General features: G+C 54.6%; 18 protein-coding genes and 1 pseudogene. 15 read left to right on the plus strand and 4 right to left on the minus strand.

Translation table 11 applies throughout. The features are described 5' to 3' along the window. Positions 1-530: 530 nt before the first annotated feature. Entirely contained in the window at positions 531-1,337 is an 807-nt protein-coding gene (locus C0557_RS26975) for a dienelactone hydrolase family protein (protein WP_208662679.1), read from the minus strand. 260 nt (positions 1,338-1,597) lie between these two features. On the opposite strand from C0557_RS26975, the pseudogene udp reads away from it, so the two are divergent. From udp to tatD, 9 genes and pseudogenes are all read left to right on the plus strand, one after another. After that, positions 1,598-2,358 (plus strand): annotated as a pseudogene (gene udp / locus C0557_RS26980) (uridine phosphorylase). Between the two features lie 174 nt (positions 2,359-2,532). Then, entirely contained in the window at positions 2,533-3,969 is a 1,437-nt protein-coding gene (gene rmuC, locus C0557_RS26985; protein ID WP_371813273.1) for a DNA recombination protein RmuC, read from the plus strand. A 66-nt stretch (positions 3,970-4,035) separates the two neighbouring features. Next, positions 4,036-4,791, plus strand: a complete 756-nt coding sequence (gene ubiE / locus C0557_RS26990; protein WP_074779979.1) for a bifunctional demethylmenaquinone methyltransferase/2-methoxy-6-polyprenyl-1,4-benzoquinol methylase UbiE — start codon at positions 4,036-4,038, stop codon at positions 4,789-4,791. 11 nt (positions 4,792-4,802) lie between these two features. Continuing rightward, a complete protein-coding gene (locus C0557_RS26995; protein WP_035889528.1) occupies positions 4,803-5,408 on the plus strand; it encodes an SCP2 domain-containing protein in 606 nt (201 codons plus the stop codon). Further along, on the plus strand, positions 5,405-7,045 hold the full coding sequence (ubiB, locus tag C0557_RS27000) for a ubiquinone biosynthesis regulatory protein kinase UbiB (protein WP_208662683.1): 1,641 nt from the start codon (positions 5,405-5,407) through the stop codon (positions 7,043-7,045). The genes C0557_RS26995 and ubiB overlap by 4 nt, the downstream gene beginning before the upstream one ends. Positions 7,046-7,161: 116 nt before the next feature. After that, positions 7,162-7,425: a Sec-independent protein translocase subunit TatA gene (gene tatA, locus C0557_RS27005; protein WP_007369136.1), complete on the plus strand. Its 264-nt coding sequence runs from the start codon at positions 7,162-7,164 to the stop codon at positions 7,423-7,425. A gap of 3 nt (positions 7,426-7,428) precedes the next feature. Beyond that, the gene (gene tatB / locus C0557_RS27010; RefSeq protein WP_074779985.1) at positions 7,429-7,953 is read left to right on the plus strand and encodes a Sec-independent protein translocase protein TatB; all 525 of its coding nucleotides are present in this window, start codon (positions 7,429-7,431) and stop codon (positions 7,951-7,953) included. A gap of 2 nt (positions 7,954-7,955) precedes the next feature. Next, a complete protein-coding gene (tatC, locus tag C0557_RS27015) occupies positions 7,956-8,720 on the plus strand; it encodes a Sec-independent protein translocase subunit TatC (RefSeq protein WP_208662685.1) in 765 nt (254 codons plus the stop codon). Positions 8,721-8,759: 39 nt separating this feature from the next. Then, the gene (gene tatD, locus C0557_RS27020) at positions 8,760-9,542 is read left to right on the plus strand and encodes a 3'-5' ssDNA/RNA exonuclease TatD (protein ID WP_208662687.1); all 783 of its coding nucleotides are present in this window, start codon (positions 8,760-8,762) and stop codon (positions 9,540-9,542) included. Between the two features lie 7 nt (positions 9,543-9,549). Here the strand turns inward: tatD and rfaH are convergent, their stop codons facing one another. Then, the gene (gene rfaH / locus C0557_RS27025) at positions 9,550-10,038 is read right to left on the minus strand and encodes a transcription/translation regulatory transformer protein RfaH (protein ID WP_035889526.1); all 489 of its coding nucleotides are present in this window, start codon (positions 10,036-10,038) and stop codon (positions 9,550-9,552) included. Between the two features lie 166 nt (positions 10,039-10,204). Here rfaH and ubiD point away from each other — a divergent pair, with 166 nt between their 5' ends. After that, positions 10,205-11,731, plus strand: a complete 1,527-nt coding sequence (ubiD, locus tag C0557_RS27030) for a 4-hydroxy-3-polyprenylbenzoate decarboxylase (RefSeq protein WP_208663135.1) — start codon at positions 10,205-10,207, stop codon at positions 11,729-11,731. Beyond that, positions 11,712-12,413: an NAD(P)H-flavin reductase gene (gene fre / locus C0557_RS27035; RefSeq protein WP_035941924.1), complete on the plus strand. Its 702-nt coding sequence runs from the start codon at positions 11,712-11,714 to the stop codon at positions 12,411-12,413. Before ubiD ends, fre begins: the two co-directional genes overlap by 20 nt. Before the next feature lie 163 nt (positions 12,414-12,576). Here fre and fadA read toward each other — a convergent pair whose 3' ends face one another. Together fadA and fadB are read right to left on the minus strand one after the other, a co-directional pair. After that, positions 12,577-13,740, minus strand: a complete 1,164-nt coding sequence (gene fadA / locus C0557_RS27040; RefSeq protein WP_043955810.1) for an acetyl-CoA C-acyltransferase FadA — start codon at positions 13,738-13,740, stop codon at positions 12,577-12,579. A 9-nt stretch (positions 13,741-13,749) separates the two neighbouring features. Beyond that, positions 13,750-15,939: a fatty acid oxidation complex subunit alpha FadB gene (gene fadB / locus C0557_RS27045; RefSeq protein WP_208662689.1), complete on the minus strand. Its 2,190-nt coding sequence runs from the start codon at positions 15,937-15,939 to the stop codon at positions 13,750-13,752. A gap of 189 nt (positions 15,940-16,128) precedes the next feature. Between fadB and pepQ the strand changes: the two genes are divergently transcribed. From pepQ to hemG, 4 genes are read left to right on the plus strand one after another with little or no spacing between them, the layout of a single operon-like run. Next, a complete protein-coding gene (gene pepQ, locus C0557_RS27050; protein ID WP_208662691.1) occupies positions 16,129-17,460 on the plus strand; it encodes a Xaa-Pro dipeptidase in 1,332 nt (443 codons plus the stop codon). After that, positions 17,460-18,074 carry an IMPACT family protein gene (locus C0557_RS27055; protein WP_074779997.1) on the plus strand — a complete coding sequence of 205 codons (615 nt, stop codon included), beginning with the start codon at positions 17,460-17,462 and terminating at the stop codon, positions 18,072-18,074. The genes pepQ and C0557_RS27055 overlap by 1 nt, the downstream gene beginning before the upstream one ends. 39 nt (positions 18,075-18,113) lie before the next feature. Continuing rightward, a complete protein-coding gene (gene trkH, locus C0557_RS27060; protein ID WP_074779999.1) occupies positions 18,114-19,565 on the plus strand; it encodes a Trk system potassium transporter TrkH in 1,452 nt (483 codons plus the stop codon). Positions 19,566-19,576: 11 nt separating this feature from the next. After that, complete coding sequence (gene hemG, locus C0557_RS27065) at positions 19,577-20,119, plus strand: menaquinone-dependent protoporphyrinogen IX dehydrogenase (RefSeq protein WP_208662693.1); 543 nt, start codon at positions 19,577-19,579, stop codon at positions 20,117-20,119. Positions 20,120-20,516: the final 397 nt, after the last annotated feature.

Here is a 20,516-nt window from a genome sequence, read left to right on the forward strand (position 1 = left end):
AAATCTTTTTTTACGGATCTTAGCCCGGGTTTTGTTATGTCTAACACCATTTTTGTGATGCTGGTCTGTGCGGTTATTTAGTGCCATCAAAAAATATGAGCCATTCCTTCTGTAATATGCGCTAAGCATAATCTTATTAAAGGCGTTTACCTGTAATAAGGTGTGTCCAAAGTATTGCATGGAAGAGAAGAACAGGTAAACCAGCAAAGTTCAACACCTGGTCGTCACGAAAAAGCAAAATCATTTTTTAGTTGGCGTTTTTTTTATGCTGAAATTTGAAAAGATATTAAAATACATGCTATTAACAGATGCTGTCGTTGAGTCTTTTCTGAGGTGCAATTTCTTATTTCTGACAGGATAATAGAACTTTCTTGATCCCATTAAACTTTTTCTAAATGAAAAGCGAAGGTTTCATATAAATCAGTTTCCTTCATTCCCTGTTAATACGGCCAGAAATTCAAGAAGTTCTCGTATTCGCGTTGCATCTTAAATCTCTATTATTGGCCGGGGCGTTTCCCCCGGCACGGATATTATTTTTTAATGTACTGGGCAAACCATGTCAGCATACGTTGCCAGCCATCTTTTGCCGACTCTTCGTGATAGCTCGGGCGGTAATCGGCATTAAAGGCATGGCCCGCTTCCGGGTACACCACAATCTCGGCAGTGGCGTTGGCTGCCCGCAGCGCCTGGCGCATGGTTTCCACGCTTTCGAGCGGAATGCCGGTATCCTGCGCGCCGTATAAACCCAGTACCGGTGCGGTCAGATCGGTCGCGACATCTACCGGGTGGCGCGGCGAGTTGAGCGATTTCTCTCCCACCAGCTTACCGTACCAGGCCACCGCGGCTTTCAACTGCGGGTTATGCGCCGCATACAGCCAGGCGATACGTCCGCCCCAGCAAAAACCGGTGATCAACAACTGATGCGCGTTGCCGCCATTGCGCGCCGCCCAACTGGCGACGTGGTCGAGATCGGCCAGCACCTGGGCATCCGGCACCTTGCTGACCAGCCCGCTTAGTAGCGTCTGGATATCAGCGAAATCATTCGGATCGCCCTGACGAAAGTAGAGCTCAGGCGCAATGGCGAGGTAACCTTCCAGCGCCAGACGGCGGCAGAGATCGCGGATATGTTCATGTACGCCGAAAATTTCCTGCACCACAATGACGATCGGCAACGGGCCATCGGCATTTTTGGGGCGGGCGTGAAACGCAGGCATACTGTCGCCCTGCGTGGGAATGGAGGTTTCGCCTGCGATTAGGGCGTCCTCCGGTGTGTGAACGATGGTGGAAGCGTGAGGCGAAGCTGCAGGTGCAAAGCCCGGCTGTTTGTTGGTTGTCATGGCATTCTCCATACCCTTTTATTAGCGCTTCAATAACTATAGACGGAAGGACTGACGCGCGCGCAAATCCCCGTTTCATCGACTATCTATGCTGCTGCGTTGTGAGATACAGCATGTTAATGTGATATGAGTCACTAATTTATGGAAATGATATGCAAACACTTTCGATGATGGTGACATCAATCACTAAAACAGGCAGACGCCTTCTGTAAAGTGGCTTTTTGCCTCTCCTGATAAAACCAACCACAAAGGAGCCTGTTATGTCCAGGTCTGATGTTTTTCATCTCGGTCTCACCAAAAACGATTTACAAGGGGCTAGCTGGCCATTGTCCCTGGCGATCCGGAGCGTGTGGAAAAGATCGCCGCGCTGATGGATAAGCCGGTCAAGCTGGCATCTCACCGCGAATTTACCAGCTGGCGCGCCGAACTGGATGGCAAACCGGTTATTGTGTGCTCCACCGGCATCGGCGGTCCGTCAACCTCTATCGCCGTAGAAGAACTGGCGCAGCTTGGCATCCGCACTTTTCTGCGTGTCGGCACGACCGGGGCAATTCAGCCGCATATCAATGTTGGCGATGTACTGATTACCACCGCCTCCGTGCGCCTTGATGGCGCCAGCCTGCATTTTGCACCGATGGAATACCCGGCGGTGGCTGACTTTGCCTGCACCACGGCGCTGGTCGCAGCGGCGGATGCGATTGGCGCAACCAAACACATTGGTGTAACGGCATCTTCCGACACCTTTTACCCGGGCCAGGAGCGTTATGACACATTTTCCGGGCGCGTGGTGAAAAGCTTTAAAGGCTCAATGGAAGAGTGGCAATCAATGGGTGTAATGAATTATGAAATGGAATCCGCGACGCTGCTGACCATGTGTTCAAGCCAGGGACTGCGCGCCGGGATGGTGGCTGGGGTGATTGTGAATCGTACCCAGCAGGAGATCCCGAACGCAGAAACGATGAAACAGACCGAAAGCCACGCCGTGAAAATCGTGGTGGAAGCCGCACGTCGCCTGCTGTAATTCCTCTCTGCCGGTGCCCGGTAATGTTGCGTTTACCGGGCCTGACAAATCCCTTTCCGTTTCTGCGTAGCGCCTCGCAGGAAAAGCCCTTCCCAACTGGACGTTTATACAGCACAATTCCCGCTTGTACGAATAAGGTCTGGAGGAGGCGTGGTGGACACTTCAAGCATCGTCATGGCGGCGCTGGCGCTGGCGGGATTACTGGTCGGCTGGTTGGCTGCAAGCTGGCGCGGGGCGCAGCAGCAGGCGGAATTGCTTGCCGAGCAACGCGATGTGTTTAGTGAACTGAGCGCCGCCCGCCAGCAGTTGGTTCAGAGCGAGCACTGGCGTGAAGAGTGCGAACTGCTCAATAACGAGCTGCGCAGCCTGCAACATATCAACAGCTCGCTGGAAGCCGATCTTCGTGAAGTCACCACCCGCCTGGAATCCACCCAGTTGCATGCGGAAGAGAAGCTACGCCAGATGCACAGCAGCGAGCAGCGTCTCAGCGAACAATTTGAAAACCTTGCGAACCGCATCTTTGAGCAGAGCAACCGGCGGGTGGATGAACAGAACCGCCAGAGCCTGAACGGCCTGCTAACGCCGCTGCGCGAGCAGCTCGACGGTTTTCGCCGCCAGGTGCAGGAGAGCTTTGGCCAGGAAGCGCGCGAACGCCATACGCTGGCGCATGAAATCCGCAATCTGCAACAGTTGAACGCCCAGATGGCGCAGGAGGCCATCAACCTGACGCGCGCATTGAAAGGTGATAATAAAACGCAGGGCAACTGGGGCGAAGTGGTGCTGACCCGCGTGCTGGAAGCGTCCGGTCTGCGCGAAGGGTACGAGTATGAAACCCAGGTCAGCCTGGAAAACGACAGCCGCGCGCGTATGCAGCCGGATGTGATCGTGCGCTTGCCGCAGGGCAAGGATGTGGTGATTGATGCCAAAATGACGCTGGTGGCCTACGAGCGCTACTTCAACGCCGAGGATGAATTTACCCGCGAAGGCGCATTGCAGGAGCATATCGCCTCGGTACGTAATCATATTCGCCTGCTGGGGCGCAAAGATTATCAGCAGCTTCCCGGCCTGCGCAGCCTCGACTACGTCCTGATGTTTATTCCGGTGGAACCCGCGTTCCTGATCGCCCTCGACAGGCAGCCCGAACTGATAACGGAAGCACTGAAAAATAACATTATGCTGGTCAGCCCGACCACGCTGCTGGTGGCGCTGCGCACCATCGCCAACCTTTGGCGCTATGAGCATCAAAGCCGCAACGCACAGCAGATTGCAGAAAGGGCGAGTCGGCTGTATGACAAAATGCGCCTGTTCGTTGATGACATGTCGTCCATCGGCCAGAGCCTGGATAAAGCGCAGGATAACTACCGCCAGGCGATGAAAAAACTCACCGCCGGGCGCGGCAACGTGCTGGCGCAGGCGGAGGCATTTCGCGGTCTTGGCGTTGAGATCAAGCGTGAGATTAATCCAGAATTAACGGCGGAAGCGCAGGCGCAGGATGAGGAGTTTCGCCTGCGAGCAGGGCAGGAAGCGGTAAATGAATATAATGAAGACAATCAGTTAGACGATGCAGCGCAGGATGAGGAACCTGGCGCGAAGGCGTCATCGGGCGGTTGAATCGTAGGGCAATTGCCTCCAATCTGATACACTTCACAAACAAATTCTTAAATAGCAGGCACTAAGATGGCGGAAGATTCAAAAGAGACAACACACTTTGGTTTTCAGACCGTCGCCAAAGAAAACAAAGCCGACATGGTGGCGCATGTTTTCCATTCGGTCGCGTCGAAATATGACGTTATGAACGATTTGATGTCGATGGGCATTCACCGTTTATGGAAGCGTTTTACCATTGATTGCAGCGGCGTACGCCGTGGGCAGAAAGTTCTCGATCTGGCCGGCGGCACTGGCGATTTGACCGCTAAATTCTCGCGTCTGGTAGGTGAAACCGGGCAGGTTGTGCTGGCTGATATCAACGACTCAATGCTGAAAATGGGGCGCGAAAAGCTGCGCAACATCGGCATCATCGGTAACGTCGAGTATGTACAGGCAAACGCAGAAGCGCTGCCGTTCCCGGATAATACCTTCGACTGCATTACCATCTCTTTCGGCTTGCGCAACGTAACGGAAAAAGAGCAAGCGCTGCGCTCCATGTTCCGCGTGTTGAAACCGGGCGGGCGTCTTCTGGTGCTGGAGTTTTCCAAACCGATTATTGAGCCGCTGAGCAAAGTGTACGACGCGTACTCTTTCCATATTCTGCCGCGCATTGGCCAACTGGTGGCAAGCGATGCCGACAGCTACCGCTATCTGGCGGAATCTATCCGTATGCACCCCGATCAGGAAACCCTTAAAGCGATGATGCAGGACGCGGGTTTTGAAAACGTTGACTACTACAATCTGACCGCCGGTATTGTTGCTCTGCACCGTGGCTACAAATTCTGACAGGAGTGCGTATGCCCTTTAAGCCGATGGTGGCCGCTGGAATCGAACGTGCGCTGAATACCTTTCTCTACCGCGAGAGCGCGCTGATTTCTGCGCGTCAGCGTCTGTACGGCAAAGTTTTACGCGTTGTTTTGCAGGAGTTCTCCTCGCCGTTTGTGCTGGTGTTCAGCGAACAGCAGATCGACGTCCTGAGCGAATGGGAAGGCGAGGCTGACTGTTCGGTTATCACCCAGTTGCGGGTGTTGCCGAAACTGCGCGATCGCCAGCAACTGACTGCGCTTATCCGCAGCGGCGAGCTGGAAGTACAGGGGGATATTCAGGTCGTGCAAAACCTGGTGGCGCTTGCCGATCTCGCTGAGTTTGATCCCGCTGAGGTGCTTGCTCCCTGGACGGGTGATATTGCCGCCGAGGGTATCAGTAAATTCCTGCGCGGTGGCGCGCGTTTGCTGCGCCATGGCGTTCAGCGTCAACAACGCTACGTCGCTGAAGTGTTAACCGAAGAGTGGCGCGTCGCGCCGGGCGCTCTGGAAGTGGCCTGGTTTGCAGAAGAGACGGCGGCCGTGGAACGTGCGACGGAAGCCTTAGCTCAGCGCCTGGATAAACTGGAGGGCAAATGACGCCAGGTGAACTGCGGCGGCTCTATTTCATCATCCAGACTTTCTTGAGTTACGGGCTTGATGAGCTCATTCCCAGAATGCGTATCACCCTGCCGCTGCGGATCTGGCGCAGAATGCTGTTCTGGATGCCTAACCGGCACAAGGATAAAGCGCTTGGTGAACGGCTGCGTCTTGCGTTGCAGGAGCTGGGACCGGTGTGGATCAAATTCGGTCAAATGCTCTCTACTCGTCGCGATCTTTTCCCGCCGCTGATTGCCGATCAACTGGCGATGCTACAGGATCGTGTCGCGCCGTTTGACGGGCATCTCGCCAAACAGCAGATCGAAAAAGCGATGGGCGATCTGCCTGTTGAAACCTGGTTTGATGACTTCGAGATTGAACCGCTGGCGTCTGCATCGATTGCTCAGGTTCATACCGCGCGGTTGAAAGAGAGCGGCAAAGAGGTGGTGATCAAGGTGATCCGCCCGGATATTCTGCCGGTGATCAAAGCCGATCTTAAGCTTATTTACCGCCTGGCGGCGTGGGTTCCGCGCCTGCTGCCGGATGGCCGTCGTTTACGTCCGCGTGAAGTTGTACGGGAGTATGAAAAAACGCTGATTGATGAACTGGATTTGTTGCGTGAAGCCGCCAACGCGATTCAGTTACGGCGTAATTTCGAAAACAGCCCGATGCTGTATGTGCCGGAAATCTACTCCGACTACTGTAGCCAGGATATGCTGGTAATGGAGCGCATTTACGGTATTCCGGTCTCGGATGTTGTAGCGCTGGAAAAGAACGGTACTAACCTGAAATTGCTGGCTGAGCGCGGCGTGCAGGTCTTCTTCACCCAGGTTTTCCGCGACAGTTTTTTCCATGCCGACATGCATCCTGGCAATATTTTTGTCAGCTATGATCATCCGGAAGACCCCCAATATATCGGCATCGATTGCGGCATCGTGGGTTCGCTCAACAAAGAGGATAAACGCTACCTGGCGGAGAACTTTATCGCTTTCTTCAATCGCGATTACCGCAAAGTGGCGGAACTGCATGTCGACTCAGGCTGGGTGCCGCGGGACACCAATGTTGAAGAGTTTGAATTCGCCATTCGTACGGTGTGCGAGCCGATATTTGAGAAGCCGCTGGCGGAAATCTCCTTTGGTCACGTGTTGCTTAATCTCTTTAACACCGCTCGTCGCTTCAATATGGAAGTGCAGCCGCAACTGGTGCTGCTGCAAAAAACCTTGCTCTATATTGAAGGCGTCGGCCGTCAGCTCTATCCGCAGCTCGATTTGTGGAAAACGGCGAAACCTTTTCTCGAAGCGTGGATCAAAGATCAGGTGGGTATTCCTGCGTTGGTCCGGGCGTTAAAAGAGAAAGGGCCGTTCTGGATAGAGAAAATGCCGGAGCTTCCTGAACTGATCTACAACGGTTTGCAGCAAGGTAAACATTTGCAGCACAGCGTTGATAAGATTGCCAGCGAACTACAGGCTAACCATGTACGTCAGGGGCAATCCCGTTATCTGTTTGGTATTGGCGCGACATTGTTGCTTAGCGGGACGCTATTATTGATCAACCGGCCCGACTGGGGGCTTGCTCCCTTATGGGTTGTCGCCGGGGGTGTTGTTGTCTGGCTGGTCGGTTGGTATAAGACACGCTAAGCTATTGGCGCGTATCGGGGGCCTGAAGCACTGACGCCGCCAACAAAGAGGCAGCGTAATGGATAATGTGTATACTTGGGCCTGTTTATAACATCATCTGTTACAGAGGACTATGTATGGGTGGTATCAGTATTTGGCAGTTGTTGATTATTGTAGTTATCGTCGTGCTGCTGTTCGGAACGAAAAAACTCGGTTCGATTGGCTCCGATCTTGGGGCCTCCATCAAAGGCTTTAAAAAAGCCATCAGCGATGATGATAAAGAGGAAAAGCAGGATAAATCGGCACAAGATGCAGATTTTACGGCGAAATCCCTCTCTGATGATGCAAAATCCAACGACGCTAAAAAAGACGAAAAACGTCACGACAAAGAGCAGGTGTAATTCGTGTTCGATATAGGTTTTGGCGAATTGTTACTCGTTTTTATCATCGGTCTCGTTGTGCTGGGGCCGCAGCGTCTGCCTGTGGCCGTGCGTACTATTGCGGGCTGGGTCCGCGCATTACGCTCGCTGGCGACAACCGTGCAGAATGAATTGACGCAGGAGCTGAAGCTTCAGGAGTTCCAGGACAGTCTGAAAAAGGTTGAGAAAGCGAGTCTGGAAAACCTGACGCCGGAGTTGAAAGAGTCAATGGACGAACTGCGCCAGGCAGCGGAATCGATGAAGCGCTCATACAGCGTTCACGATGCGGAAAAAACGAGCGATGAAGCGAATACCATACATAATCCGGTGGTGAAAGAGAGCGAAGCGCAGCGCGAAGGCGTTACGCCGTCTACCGCTGAGCATCAGGTCAGCGCGCCGCAGCAAGCTCCCGAAGCCGATGAAGAGAAAAAATCGCCGACGGTGAACCCGACGATCAAAGACACGGCTCCGCTTTCCGACTCCTCACCTTCTTCAAGTGAAAAATCCTGAACATGGCTGTAGACGATACCCAACCGCTTATTGCACATCTTATTGAGCTGCGTAAGCGTCTGCTGAACTGCATTATCGCCGTCATGGTGATTTTCCTCGCGCTGGTTTACTTCGCGAATGATATCTATCAGCTCGTTTCCGCTCCGCTCATCAAACAGATGCCGGTCGGGGCGACAATGATCGCCACGGATGTTGCCTCACCGTTTTTTACGCCGATCAAGCTGACCTTTATGGTGTCGCTGATCCTCTCGGCGCCGGTCGTTCTGTATCAGGTATGGGCATTTGTTGCTCCTGCGTTGTATAAGCATGAGCGCCGCCTGGTCGTGCCGTTGCTGATCTCCAGCTCGTTGCTGTTCTATATCGGCATGGCATTCGCCTACTTTGTGGTGTTTCCGCTGGCGTTTGGCTTCCTGACGCATACCGCTCCGGAAGGGGTGCAGGTTTCTACTGACATCGCCAGTTACCTCAGCTTCGTCATGGCGCTGTTTATGGCCTTCGGCGTCTCGTTTGAAGTGCCGGTGGCCATTGTGCTGCTGTGCTGGATGGGCGTAACCACGCCTGCCGATCTGCGACAAAAGCGTCCTTATGTGCTGGTCGGTGCATTTGTCGTTGGCATGTTGCTGACGCCGCCGGATGTCTTCTCGCAAACACTGCTGGCGATACCGATGTATTGCCTGTTTGAAATTGGCGTCTTCTGCGCCCGCTTTTATGTCGGTAAGCGCCGTATTAGCGACGATGAGAACGACACAGGAACCAGTGAAGAGTAACAAACCGCCCGTCAGGGCGGTTTTTGTATGGGGAAGAGCATGTTTGATATCGGCGTCAATCTGACCAGTTCGCAGTTTTCCCGAGATCAGCGCGAGGTGGTCGCGCGTGCGCAAGCGGCGGGCGTCACGGGCATGTTGATAACCGGTACCAATCTGCATGAGAGTCAGCAGGCGCAGCAGCAGGCACAGCGCTACCGTCACTGCTGGTCGACAGCGGGCGTGCATCCTCATGACAGCAGTGGCTGGACGGAGGAAACCGCACAGGCCATCCGCGCACTGGCATCATTGCCGGAAGTGGTGGCCGTAGGGGAATGCGGTCTGGATTTCAATCGCAATTTCTCCACGCCGCGTGAACAGGAATACGCCTTTAGCGCCCAGTTGGCGCTGGCCGCTGAACTGAATATGCCGGTTTTTCTGCACTGTCGCGATGCGCATGAACGCTTTCTGGCATTGTTGGATCCGTGGCTGAATAAGCTGCCTGGCGCCGTGTTGCACTGCTTTACCGGCTCAGCGCAGGAGGCCAGAGATTGCCTCGATCGCGGTATGTACCTTGGGATTACCGGCTGGGTGTGTGATGAACGTCGTGGGCAGGAATTACGCGAAGTGGTGCCACTGATTCCAGCCGAGCGGCTGCTTATCGAAACGGATGCGCCTTACCTGCTGCCGCGCGATCTGGTGCCGAAGCCCGCATCGCGGCGTAATGAACCGGCGTTATTGGGACATATTCTCGCCACAGTCGCATCGCTGCGTGGCGAAGAGGTTCAGTGGCTGGATTCGGTGACGGATAAAAACGTACAGCGTCTGTTTGGCATCGCGTTTTAACGCTGCTTCACGCCTTACGAAAATCGGTATTTTTGACGCTTTGCAGCACCTGCTTATTCAGCATATGCAGCAGCAACATCGAGCGTGTTTCGCCGTCAGGCTCTTTAAAGATAGCCTGCAACCCTTCAAGCGCGCCTTCGGTAATCACCACATCATCGCCTGGAAAGGGCGTTTCGGGATCGGTCACGCCTTCCGGCTGATAGACCGAAAGCTGATGGATAACCGAGGGGGGAACGCGGGCCGGGTGCATACCAAAACGCACGAAGTGGCTGACGCCGCGCGTGGCGTTAATGGTGGTGGTGTGAATCACCTCGGGATCAAACTCTACAAACAAATAGTTGGGAAAAAGCGGTTCATTCACGATTGTGCGTTTGCCGCGTACGATTTTTTCCAGGGCGATCATCGGCGTCAGGCAACTGACCGCCTGGCGTTCGAGATGTTCCTGGGCGCGCTGGAGCTGGCCTCGTTTGCAGTAAAGTAGATACCAGGATTGCATAATGACTCTTTTCCGTAAGTTCGGGCGAAAGAATATCAAAACCGCAGCATGATGGCTAAGTTCATTATAACGTCCGCACCGGGCGCTGTTGAATTTCACGTCGATTTAACAAAAATACAGCAACCTCAGATTGAACACCGTATAATAAAGCGCTTATCTGGAGGCGATAATACACCGCATGAAATACAACGACCTACGCGACTTTTTGACATTGCTCGAGCAGCAAGGGGAACTGAAGCGCATCACGCTGCCGGTTGACCCTTATCTGGAAATGACCGAAATAGCCGATCGCACCCTGCGTGCAGGCGGCCCGGCGTTGCTGTTTGAGAATCCGAAAGGTTACACAATGCCGGTGCTGTGTAATCTGTTCGGCACGCCGCGTCGCGTCGCGTTAGGTATGGGGCGGGAGGATGTCAGCGCGCTGCGTGAAGTGGGTAAGCTGCTGGCATTCCTGAAAGAGCCTGAGCCGCCAAAAGGTTTCCGCGATCTCTTCGATAAGCTGCCACAGTTTAAGCAAGTGCTGAATATGCCGACGAAACGTCTGCGCGGCGCGCCCTGTCAGCAAAAAGTGTTGCAGGGCGACGAGGTCGATTTGACCACCATCCCGATCATGCAGTGCTGGCCGGACGATGCCGCGCCGCTGATTACCTGGGGGCTGACGGTGACCCGTGGCCCGCACAAAGAGCGACAGAACCTGGGGATCTATCGTCAGCAGCGGATCGGTAAAAATAAGCTGATCATGCGCTGGCTCTCCCACCGTGGCGGTGCGCTGGACTTCCAGGAGTGGCAGGCTGCGCATCCCGGCGAACGTTTCCCGGTGTCGGTTGCGCTGGGTGCCGATCCAGCGACCATTCTTGGCGCGGTAACGCCGGTGCCGGACACGCTCTCTGAATACGCTTTTGCCGGGCTACTGCGCGGTACAAAAACGGAAGTGGTGAAGTGCGTTTCCAACGATCTTGAAGTGCCTGCCAGCGCGGAAATTGTACTGGAAGGCTACATCGAGCCGGGTGAAATGGCCCCTGAAGGGCCGTATGGTGACCATACAGGTTACTATAATGAAGTGGATAACTTCCCGGTGTTTACGGTAACGCACATTACCCGGCGTGAAGACGCGATTTATCACTCCACCTATACCGGTCGTCCGCCCGACGAGCCGGCGGTGCTGGGGGTGGCGTTAAACGAAGTGTTTGTGCCGATCCTGCAAAAGCAGTTTCCGGAAATTGTCGATTTCTATCTGCCGCCGGAAGGTTGCTCCTATCGCCTGGCCGTCGTGACAATGAAGAAACAGTACGCGGGCCATGCAAAACGCGTCATGATGGGCGTCTGGTCTTTCCTGCGCCAGTTTATGTACACCAAGTTTGTGATCGTGTGCGATGACGATGTGAACGCGCGCGACTGGAATGATGTGATTTGGGCGATCACCACCCGTATGGATCCCGCGCGGGATACGGTTCTGGTGGAAAACACGCCGATTGATTACCTGGACTTTGCCTCGCCGGTTTCCGGTCTTGGCTCAAAAATGGGGCTGGATGCCACCAATAAATGGCCGGGGGAAACCCAGCGTGAATGGGGACGCCCAATCAAAAAAGATCCTCAGGTGACGGCGAGAATTGACGCTATCTGGGATGAACTGGCCATATTGAATGACAAAATAGACCCGACAGAGAGAGCGCATGACAACCTTAAGCTGTAAAGTGACCTCGGTAGATGCCATCACTGATACCGTATATCGTGTCCGTTTAGTGCCGGAGGCGGCTTTTTCGTTTCGCGCTGGTCAGTATCTGATGGTGGTAATGGATGAGCGGGATAAGCGTCCTTTCTCAATGGCATCCACGCCGGATCAGCATGATTATATCGAACTGCATATTGGTGCGTCAGAGCTGAATCTCTATGCCATGGCGGTGATGGACCGCATTCTGAAAGACCGCGAAATTGTTATCGACATTCCGCATGGCGATGCCTGGCTGCGCGATGACGAGGAGCGCCCGATGGTGCTGATCGCGGGCGGTACTGGCTTCTCTTATGCGCGCTCGATTCTGCTGACCACCCTCGCGCAAAACCCGAACCGTGAAGTAAGCATTTACTGGGGCGGGCGCGAGGAGAAGCATCTGTACGATTTGGCCGAGCTGGAAGCCCTGTCGGTGGATCACCCGAATCTGCGTGTGGTGCCGGTGGTTGAGCAGCCGGAAGAGGGCTGGCGCGGTCGCTCCGGCACGGTGCTGGCAGCGGTGATGCAGGATTTTGGTTCGCTCTCCGAACACGATATCTATATCGCAGGTCGTTTCGAGATGGCGAAGATTGCCCGTGACCTGTTCTGCAATGAGCGCGGCGCGCGTGAAGATCGCCTGTTTGGCGATGCGTTTGCTTTCATTTGATCAAAAAACCCGCCCCTGACAGGCGGGAAAAACGGCAACCAGATTCTCTCTTCGCATTTTTTGTAGGCCGGATAAGGCGCTTGCGCCGCCATCCGGCATGTAAGCCGGGGGCGCTTCGCTTGCCCGGCCTACACTCTACGTTGAGACCGATTCGTTTAAAGCGTTATACGCGTTCAAACACCGTAGCGATCCCCTGACCTAAACCAATACACATCGTCGCCAGACCAAGCTGGGCATCTTTGCGCTCCATCAGGTTCAGCAGTGTGGTGCTAATGCGTGTACCTGAACACCCCAGCGGATGGCCGAGAGCGATGGCACCGCCGTTCAGGTTGATCTTCTCGTCGATCTGTTCCATCAGCCCCAGATCTTTTATGCACGGCAGGATCTGGGCGGCAAAGGCTTCATTCATCTCAAACAGATCGATATCGCTGGCGGTCAGTCCGGCTTTTTTCAGCGCCAGCTGCGAGGCCGGAACCGGGCCGTAACCCATGATTGACGGATCGCAGCCGACCACCGCCATTGAACGGATGCGGGCGCGCGGTGTCAGGCCCAATTCGCGGGCGCGGCTGGCGCTCATGACCAGCATCGCGGAGGCGCCATCCGACAGAGCGGATGATGTTCCGGCGGTAACCGTGCCGCTAACCGGATCGAAAGCCGGTCGCAGCGTGGACAGCGCTTCGACGGTGGTTTCCGGGCGGATCACTTCGTCATAGTTAAACTGCTTCAATACGCCATCGGCATCGTGACCGCCGGTGGGAATGATCTCGTTTTTGAATGCGCCAGATTGCGTGGCCTGCCAGGCGCGGGCGTGGGAACGTGCACCGAATGCATCCTGCATTTCACGGCTGATGCCGTGCATGCGCGACAGCATTTCGGCGGTCAGCCCCATCATGCCTGCCGCTTTTGCGACGTTGCGGCTCATGCCTGGATGAAAATCGACGCCGTGGCTCATCGGCACGTGGCCCATATGCTCAACGCCGCCCACCAGACAGACTTGCGCATCGCCGGTCATGATCATCCGCGCCGCATCATGCAGCGCCTGCATTGACGAACCACACAGCCGGTTGACGGTGACGGCGGGGACGGAATGAGGGATTTCCGCCAGCAGCGCGGCGTTGCGGGCAATGTTGAAACCCTGCTCCAGCGTCTGCTGCACGCAGCCCCAGTAAATATCGTCGATGGCGCTGGCTTCCAGCGCCGGGTTACGTGCCAGCAGGCTACGCATCAGATGGGCGGAGAGATCTTCCGCGCGCACGTTACGGAAAGCGCCGCCTTTTGAACGGCCCATCGGTGTGCGAATTGCATCGACAATGACAACCTGTTCCATTGTGACTCCTTAAGCCGTTTTTAACTCGCCCACCGGGCGTGCAGGTTCTACCGCAGGGTAATAAGGCTCGTTGCGGCGCGCTTTTTCGCGCAGCCCGGCCGGTACTTCATACAGCGGCCCGAGGTGCTGATAGCGCTGTGCCATATCGAGATATTTTGCGCTGCCGATCGTATCCAGCCAGCGGAATGCGCCGCCATGGAACGGCGGGAAGCCAAGACCATACACCAGCGCCATATCCGCTTCGGCGGGGCTGGCGATAATCCCTTCTTCCAGACAACGCACCACTTCATTGACCATTGGGATCATCATGCGGGCAATAATCTCTTCATCGCTGAAATCCTGTTTGCCCTTGCTGATTTCGGCCAGCATGCTGTCAACGGCGCTGTCTTCTTCTTTCTTCGGCTTGCCTTTGCTGTCTTCTTTATAGCGCCAGAAACCGAGCCCGTTTTTCTGCCCGAAACGGTGTGCGTCAAACAGCGCATCAATGGCATCGCGATAATCTTTCTGCATGCGCTGCGGGAAACCGGCCGCCATCACCGCCTGGGCGTGGTGTGCGGTATCAATGCCCACAACATCCAGCAGATACGCCGGGCCCATTGGCCAGCCGAACTGTTTCTCCATCACTTTGTCGACTTTGCGGAAATCCGCGCCGTCACGCAGCAACTGGCTAAACCCGGCAAAGTAAGGGAACAGTACGCGGTTGACGAAGAAACCCGGGCAGTCATTGACCACGATCGGCGTTTTGCCCATTTTGCTCGCCCAGGCCACCACTTTGGCGAGAGTTTCATCGGAGGTTTTCTCTCCGCGAATCACTTCAACCAGCGGCATACGATGTACCGGGTTGAAGAAGTGCATGCCGCAGAAGTTTTCCGGGCGTTTCAGCACGCTGGCGAGTTCACTGATGGGAATGGTGGAAGTATTTGATGCCAGTACGGTATCCGGACGGACTTTGTCCTCTGTTTCCGCCAGCACTGCTTTTTTCACTTTCGGGTTTTCCACCACCGCTTCGACCACCACGTCGGCGCGTTCAAAACCGGCATACTCCAGTGTTGGTTGAATGGTCGCGATCACGCTGGCCAGTTTCAGACCGTCGATTTTGCCGCGCTCGAGCTGTTTGTTCAGCAGCTTGCCTGCTTCATTAATGCCGAGTGCAAGGGATTTCTCGTTGATATCCTTCATTAATACCGGCACGCCTTTCCAGGCTGACTGGTAAGCAATGCCGCCGCCCATAATGCCTGCGCCAAGTACCGCAGCCTGTTTGGGCGTTTCGACATTTTTGGTCAGTTTCTTCGCCTGACCTTTTACATATTGGTCGTTCAGGAAAATCCCGACCAGCGCACGGGCCTCGTTGGTGTGGGCGAGCGGAACGAAGCTCTGGTTTTCCAGCTTCAGCGCTTCGTCACGGCCAAATCTTGCCGCAGCTTCAATGGTTTTTACCGCCGTGATCGGCGCCGGATAGTGTTTCCCGGCGGTTTGCATCACCATGCCTTTGGCAATGGTAAAGCTCATGGTCGCTTCAATTTTGCTGAGCTTCAGCGGTTCCAGCTTCGGCTGACGTTTTGCTTTCCAGTCCAGATCGCCGTTAATTGCCTGCCGCAGAATGGCGATGGCGCCTTCACGCAGTTTTTCCGGCTTCACAATGCCATCCACCAGGCCGATTTTCAGCGCTTGTTCGGCATCAACATCTTTCCCGGCCGCGATGATCTCCAGCGCGCTGTCTGCACCCAGCAGGCGTGGCATACGAACTGAGCCGCCAAAGCCTGGCATGATGCCAAGTTTGGTTTCCGGCAGGCCAATACGCAGGTCCGGCGTCGCCAGACGATAATCTGTTGCCAGCACGCATTCGCAGCCGCCGCCGAGCGCATAGCCATTCACCGCAGAGATCGTTGGGACGGGCAAATCTTCCAGGCGGTTAAACACGCTATTGGCAAAATGCAGCCACTGGCTCAACTGCTCTTCCGGCACGAGGAACAGGGAGAGGAATTCGGTGATATCGGCGCCGACAATAAAGGCCGCTTTCTCTGAACGCAGTAGCAGCCCTTTTAAATCTGATTGCTTTTCCAGTACGGCCAGCGCTTCGCCAAGGCTGGCGACAGTGGCGGTATCAAGCTTGTTAACTGAGCCGGGCGCATCAAACACCAGTTCCGCGATGCCATCTTCCAGCCAGTTTAGGTACAGGTTATTGCCTTTGTAGAGCATGTCAGTCTCCTGAATCCAGCGATGATCTGGTCGTACCAGATGAAGCGGAGTGTGGTTTTTATGTTAATAAATTGCAAATAAATGATTAAAAAAATGCTAAGCGGATCACGCTCGGTGGAAATCACCCAGTGGCAGACAGGTGTGCTAAGATGCGGAGACTTGAGGTCGCAATAAACAGAAGGAAAAACGATGGACTCACTGGCAGCGCTTTATAAAAATCATATTGTTACGTTACAGGAACGCACCCGTGATGTGCTGGCGCGCTTTAAGCTCGACGCGTTACTTATTCACTCTGGCGAGCTATTTAACGTCTTTCTTGATGACCATCCGTATCCGTTTAAAGTGAACCCGCAGTTTAAAGCCTGGGTGCCGGTGACGCAGGTGCCGAACTGCTGGCTGCTGGTAGATGGCGTGAACAAGCCGAAGCTGTGGTTCTACCTGCCGGTGGATTACTGGCACAACGTTGAACCGCTGCCGACTTCCTTCTGGACCGAAGAGGTCGAGGTGATTGCTCTGCCGAAAGCGGACGGCATTGGCAGCCAGTTGCCTGCGGCGCGCGGCAATATCGCCTATATTGGCCCGGTTGCCGAGCGTGCGTTGGGCCTCGACATCGCCGCCAGCAACATCAACCCGAAAGGGGTGATCGATTACCTGCATTACTACCGCGCCTATAAAACCGATTATGAACTGGCCTGCATGCGTGAAGCGCAGAAAACGGCGGTAATGGGCCATCGCGCGGCGCATGAAGCCTTCCAGTCCGGAATGAGCGAGTTCGACATCAATCTGGCTTATCTGACCGCGACCGGCCATCGTGATACCGATGTGCCTTACAGCAATATTGTTGCGCTGAACGAGCATGCATCGGTGCTGCATTACACCAAACTTGATCACCGCGCGCCGGCTGAGATGCGCAGTTTCCTGCTGGATGCTGGCGCGGAATACAACGGTTATGCCGCCGACCTGACGCGTACCTGGGCGGCAAACAGCGACACCGATTATGCGCAGTTGGTGAAGGACGTAAATGAAGAACAACTGGCGTTGATCGCCACCATGAAAGCGGGCGTCAATTACGTTGAGTACCATATTCAGTTCCATCAGCGTATCGCGAAGCTGCTGCGCCGCCATCAAATCATCACCGATATTAGTGAAGAAGCGATGCTTGAGCAGGACATCACCGGGCCGTTTATGCCGCATGGTATTGGCCATCCGCTTGGGCTGCAGGTGCATGATGTTGCTGGCTTTATGCAGGACGATAGCGGTACGCATCTGGCGGCGCCGTCAAAATATCCCTATCTGCGCTGCACGCGTGTGATGGAGCCGCGTATGGTGTTGACCATCGAGCCGGGCATCTACTTTATTGAATCGCTGCTCTCATCGTGGCGCGAGGGGCCGCTCAGCAAACACTTCAACTGGCATAAAATTGAGGCGTTAAAACCGTTTGGCGGTATCCGCATCGAAGATAACGTGGTTATCCACGAGAACAGCATTGAAAATATGACGCGGGATCAGAAGCTGGCGTAATGGAGAGCTGGCTGATACCGGCTGCGCCGGTCACCTTTAGCGAGGAGATCAAAAAGAGCCGTTTTATCACGCTGTTGGCGCATACCGACGGCGTGGAGGCGGCGAAGGCGTTTGTCGAAACTGTTCGTGCGGAGCACCCGGACGCCCGTCACCATTGTGTGGCATGGGTTGCCGGGCCGCCGGATGATTCGCAGCAGTTGGGGTTTTCTGACGATGGCGAACCGGCGGGTACCGCAGGGAAGCCGATGCTGGCTCAGTTGATGGGCAGCGGTGTCGGCGAAATTACGGCGGTGGTGGTGCGTTATTATGGCGGCGTTTTATTGGGAACCGGCGGGCTGGTGAAAGCCTACGGCGGCGGTGTCCAGCAGGCGCTTAGTCAACTCGCGACAACCCGCAAAATGCCGTTAACCGAATATACTTTGTGGTGTGATTACGCACAGTTGAGCGGAGTCGAAACGTTGCTTGAGCAATTTGAGGGGAAAATTGTTGCGAGCGAGTATCAGGCTTCCGTGTATCTGCGGGTGGCGCTTCCTCACAGCAGACTGGACGCATTTTCGGCAAGGCTCGCTGATTTTAGTCGTGGCACATTGCAATTGTTAAAAACTGAAGAATAATCCCCACCTGATTTCTGAACACCTAAGGAAGCGGCAGAGATGCATTTTCGCGCCATAACCCGAATCGTTGGACTGCTGGTCATCCTCTTTTCCGGAACGATGATCTTACCTGGACTGGTAGCCCTTATTTACCGTGATGGCGCGGGCCGTGCATTCACGCAAACCTTCTTCGTCGCGCTGGTGATTGGTTCCATTCTTTGGTGGCCGAACCGCCGTGAGAAAGGGGAGTTGAAATCCCGCGAAGGGTTTTTGATCGTCGTGCTGTTCTGGACGGTGCTGGGGAGCGTGGGGGCGCTGCCGTTTGTCTTTTCCGAAAGCCCGAATCTGACGGTGACGGATGCTTTCTTTGAATCTTTCTCGGGCCTGACAACGACCGGGGCGACCACGCTGGTTGGGCTGGATTCATTGCCGCACGCGATTCTTTTCTATCGCCAGATGCTGCAATGGTTCGGCGGGATGGGGATCATCGTGCTGGCGGTGGCCATTCTGCCCATTCTGGGCGTCGGTGGGATGCAGCTCTATCGTGCCGAAATGCCGGGGCCGCTGAAAGATAACAAGATGCGCCCGCGTATTGCGGAGACGGCAAAAACCCTGTGGCTTATTTATGTGTTGCTTACGATCGCCTGTGCTCTGGCGCTATGGTTTGCCGGAATGCCAGCTTTTGACGCCATTGGACATAGTTTTGCCACCATTGCGATTGGTGGTTTCTCCACGCATGATGCCAGCATTGGCTATTTCAACAGCCCCACGATCAACACCATCATTGCTATCTTCCTGCTGATTTCCGGGTGTAACTACGGTTTGCACTTCTCGTTGCTGAGCGGGCGTAGCCTGAAAGTTTACTGGCGCGATCCGGAATTCAGAATGTTTATCGGCGTACAACTGACGCTGGTGGTCATCTGCACCGTGGTGCTGTGGTTCCATAATATCTACAGCTCGGCGTTGATGACGATTAACCAGGCTTTCTTCCAGGTGGTCTCAATGGCGACCACGGCCGGGTTTACGACCGACAGTATCTCCCGCTGGCCGCTTTTCTTGCCGGTATTGTTGCTCTGTTCCGCTTTTATCGGCGGTTGCGCCGGTTCGACGGGCGGCGGTCTGAAGGTGATCCGCATCCTGCTGCTGTTTAAACAGGGCAACCGCGAACTGAAAAGACTGGTGCATCCGAATGCGGTGTACAGCATTAAGTTGGGGAATCGTGCATTGCCGGAACGCATTCTTGAAGCAGTGTGGGGCTTCTTCTCCGCGTATGCGCTGGTCTTTATCGTCAGTATGCTGGCGATCATCGCCACGGGAGTTGATGACTTTTCAGCATTTGCCTCTGTGGTTGCGACGCTCAATAACCTCGGGCCGGGGCTGGGCGTGGTAGCGGATAATTTTGCCAGCATGAATCCGGTCGCCAAGTGGGTGCTCATCGCGAATATGCTGTTTGGTCGCCTGGAGGTCTTCACGCTGCTGGTACTGTTTACCCCGACCTTCTGGCGCGAATAATGGAGTGTGACGTGAAAACATTAATTCTTTTCTCGACCCGGGATGGGCAAACGCGGGAGATTGCTTCTTATCTGGCTTCAGAGCTTAACGATCTTGGCATCTTTGCGGATGTGGTTAACCTGAACCGTACGCAAGAAATTGACTGGACTAAATATGAGCGAGTGGTCATTGGTGCGTCAATTCGCTATGGACACTTTCATCCGGCGCTTGCCAGCTTTGTGAAAAAGCATCTGCCTGAGCTTAATAAACTGCCGGGAGCATTCTTTTCCGTCAACCTGGTTGCGCGCAAACCGGAGAAAAGCTCGCCGCAAACTAATAGCTATACGCGTAAGTTTTTGCTGTCATCGCCCTGGCAACCGGATCGCTGCGCTGTTTTTGCTGGCGCGCTGCGTTACCCGCACTATCGATGGTACGACCGACTGATGATCCAACTGATTATGAAGATGACGGGCGGCGAAACGGATAGACGTAAAGAAGTTGTCTATACCGACTGGCAGCAGGTGGCGAATTTTGCTCGCGAAATAGCTCAGTTAAACAGCAAAGCGGGCGTTTAACGGGCGCTGTGCCTGAAAAATGAGCGAACGATAATTTTTTTGAATTTTATGCTTGTCAGCCAGAATTATCTCCCTATAATGCGCCTCCACTGACACGGCACAACGGCAGACACACCGGCCTGTCAGGTGAAGAAATCTGAAAGTAATCAGTTGACTTCACGGCGGGAAAGCGTAATATGCACACCCCGCGCCGCAGCGAAAACACAGCGGCACTGCTCTTTAACAATTTATCAGACAATCTGTGTGGGCACTCAGGTGACATGGATTCTTAACGTCCTCGGACGAAAAATGAATACCAAGTCTCACGGGTGAACACGTAATTCATTACGAAGTTTAATTCGATGAGCATCAAACTTTAAATTGAAGAGTTTGATCATGGCTCAGATTGAACGCTGGC

Source organism: Kosakonia sp. MUSA4, from assembly GCF_013085925.1.
Taxonomy (GTDB): Bacteria; Pseudomonadota; Gammaproteobacteria; order Enterobacterales; family Enterobacteriaceae; genus Kosakonia; species Kosakonia sacchari_B.

Excerpts from the sequence above, each read along its gene's own strand:
- C0557_RS26995 (WP_035889528.1), top strand. The coding sequence starts at position 4,803 with ATGCCCTTTAAGCCGATGGTGGCCGCTGGAATCGAACGTGCGCTGAAT.
- fadA (WP_043955810.1), bottom strand. The coding sequence starts at position 13,740 with ATGGAACAGGTTGTCATTGTCGATGCAATTCGCACACCGATGGGCCGT.
- tatD (WP_208662687.1), top strand. The coding sequence starts at position 8,760 with ATGTTTGATATCGGCGTCAATCTGACCAGTTCGCAGTTTTCCCGAGAT.
- trkH (WP_074779999.1), top strand. The coding sequence starts at position 18,114 with ATGCATTTTCGCGCCATAACCCGAATCGTTGGACTGCTGGTCATCCTC.
- fre (WP_035941924.1), top strand. The coding sequence starts at position 11,712 with ATGACAACCTTAAGCTGTAAAGTGACCTCGGTAGATGCCATCACTGAT.
- pepQ (WP_208662691.1), top strand. The coding sequence starts at position 16,129 with ATGGACTCACTGGCAGCGCTTTATAAAAATCATATTGTTACGTTACAG.
- rmuC (WP_371813273.1), top strand. The coding sequence starts at position 2,533 with ATGGCGGCGCTGGCGCTGGCGGGATTACTGGTCGGCTGGTTGGCTGCA.
- ubiB (WP_208662683.1), top strand. The coding sequence starts at position 5,405 with ATGACGCCAGGTGAACTGCGGCGGCTCTATTTCATCATCCAGACTTTC.
- C0557_RS27055 (WP_074779997.1), top strand. The coding sequence starts at position 17,460 with ATGGAGAGCTGGCTGATACCGGCTGCGCCGGTCACCTTTAGCGAGGAG.
- rfaH (WP_035889526.1), bottom strand. The coding sequence starts at position 10,038 with ATGCAATCCTGGTATCTACTTTACTGCAAACGAGGCCAGCTCCAGCGC.
- C0557_RS26975 (WP_208662679.1), bottom strand. The coding sequence starts at position 1,337 with ATGACAACCAACAAACAGCCGGGCTTTGCACCTGCAGCTTCGCCTCAC.
- ubiE (WP_074779979.1), top strand. The coding sequence starts at position 4,036 with ATGGCGGAAGATTCAAAAGAGACAACACACTTTGGTTTTCAGACCGTC.
- fadB (WP_208662689.1), bottom strand. The coding sequence starts at position 15,939 with ATGCTCTACAAAGGCAATAACCTGTACCTAAACTGGCTGGAAGATGGC.
- tatC (WP_208662685.1), top strand. The coding sequence starts at position 7,956 with ATGGCTGTAGACGATACCCAACCGCTTATTGCACATCTTATTGAGCTG.
- tatA (WP_007369136.1), top strand. The coding sequence starts at position 7,162 with ATGGGTGGTATCAGTATTTGGCAGTTGTTGATTATTGTAGTTATCGTC.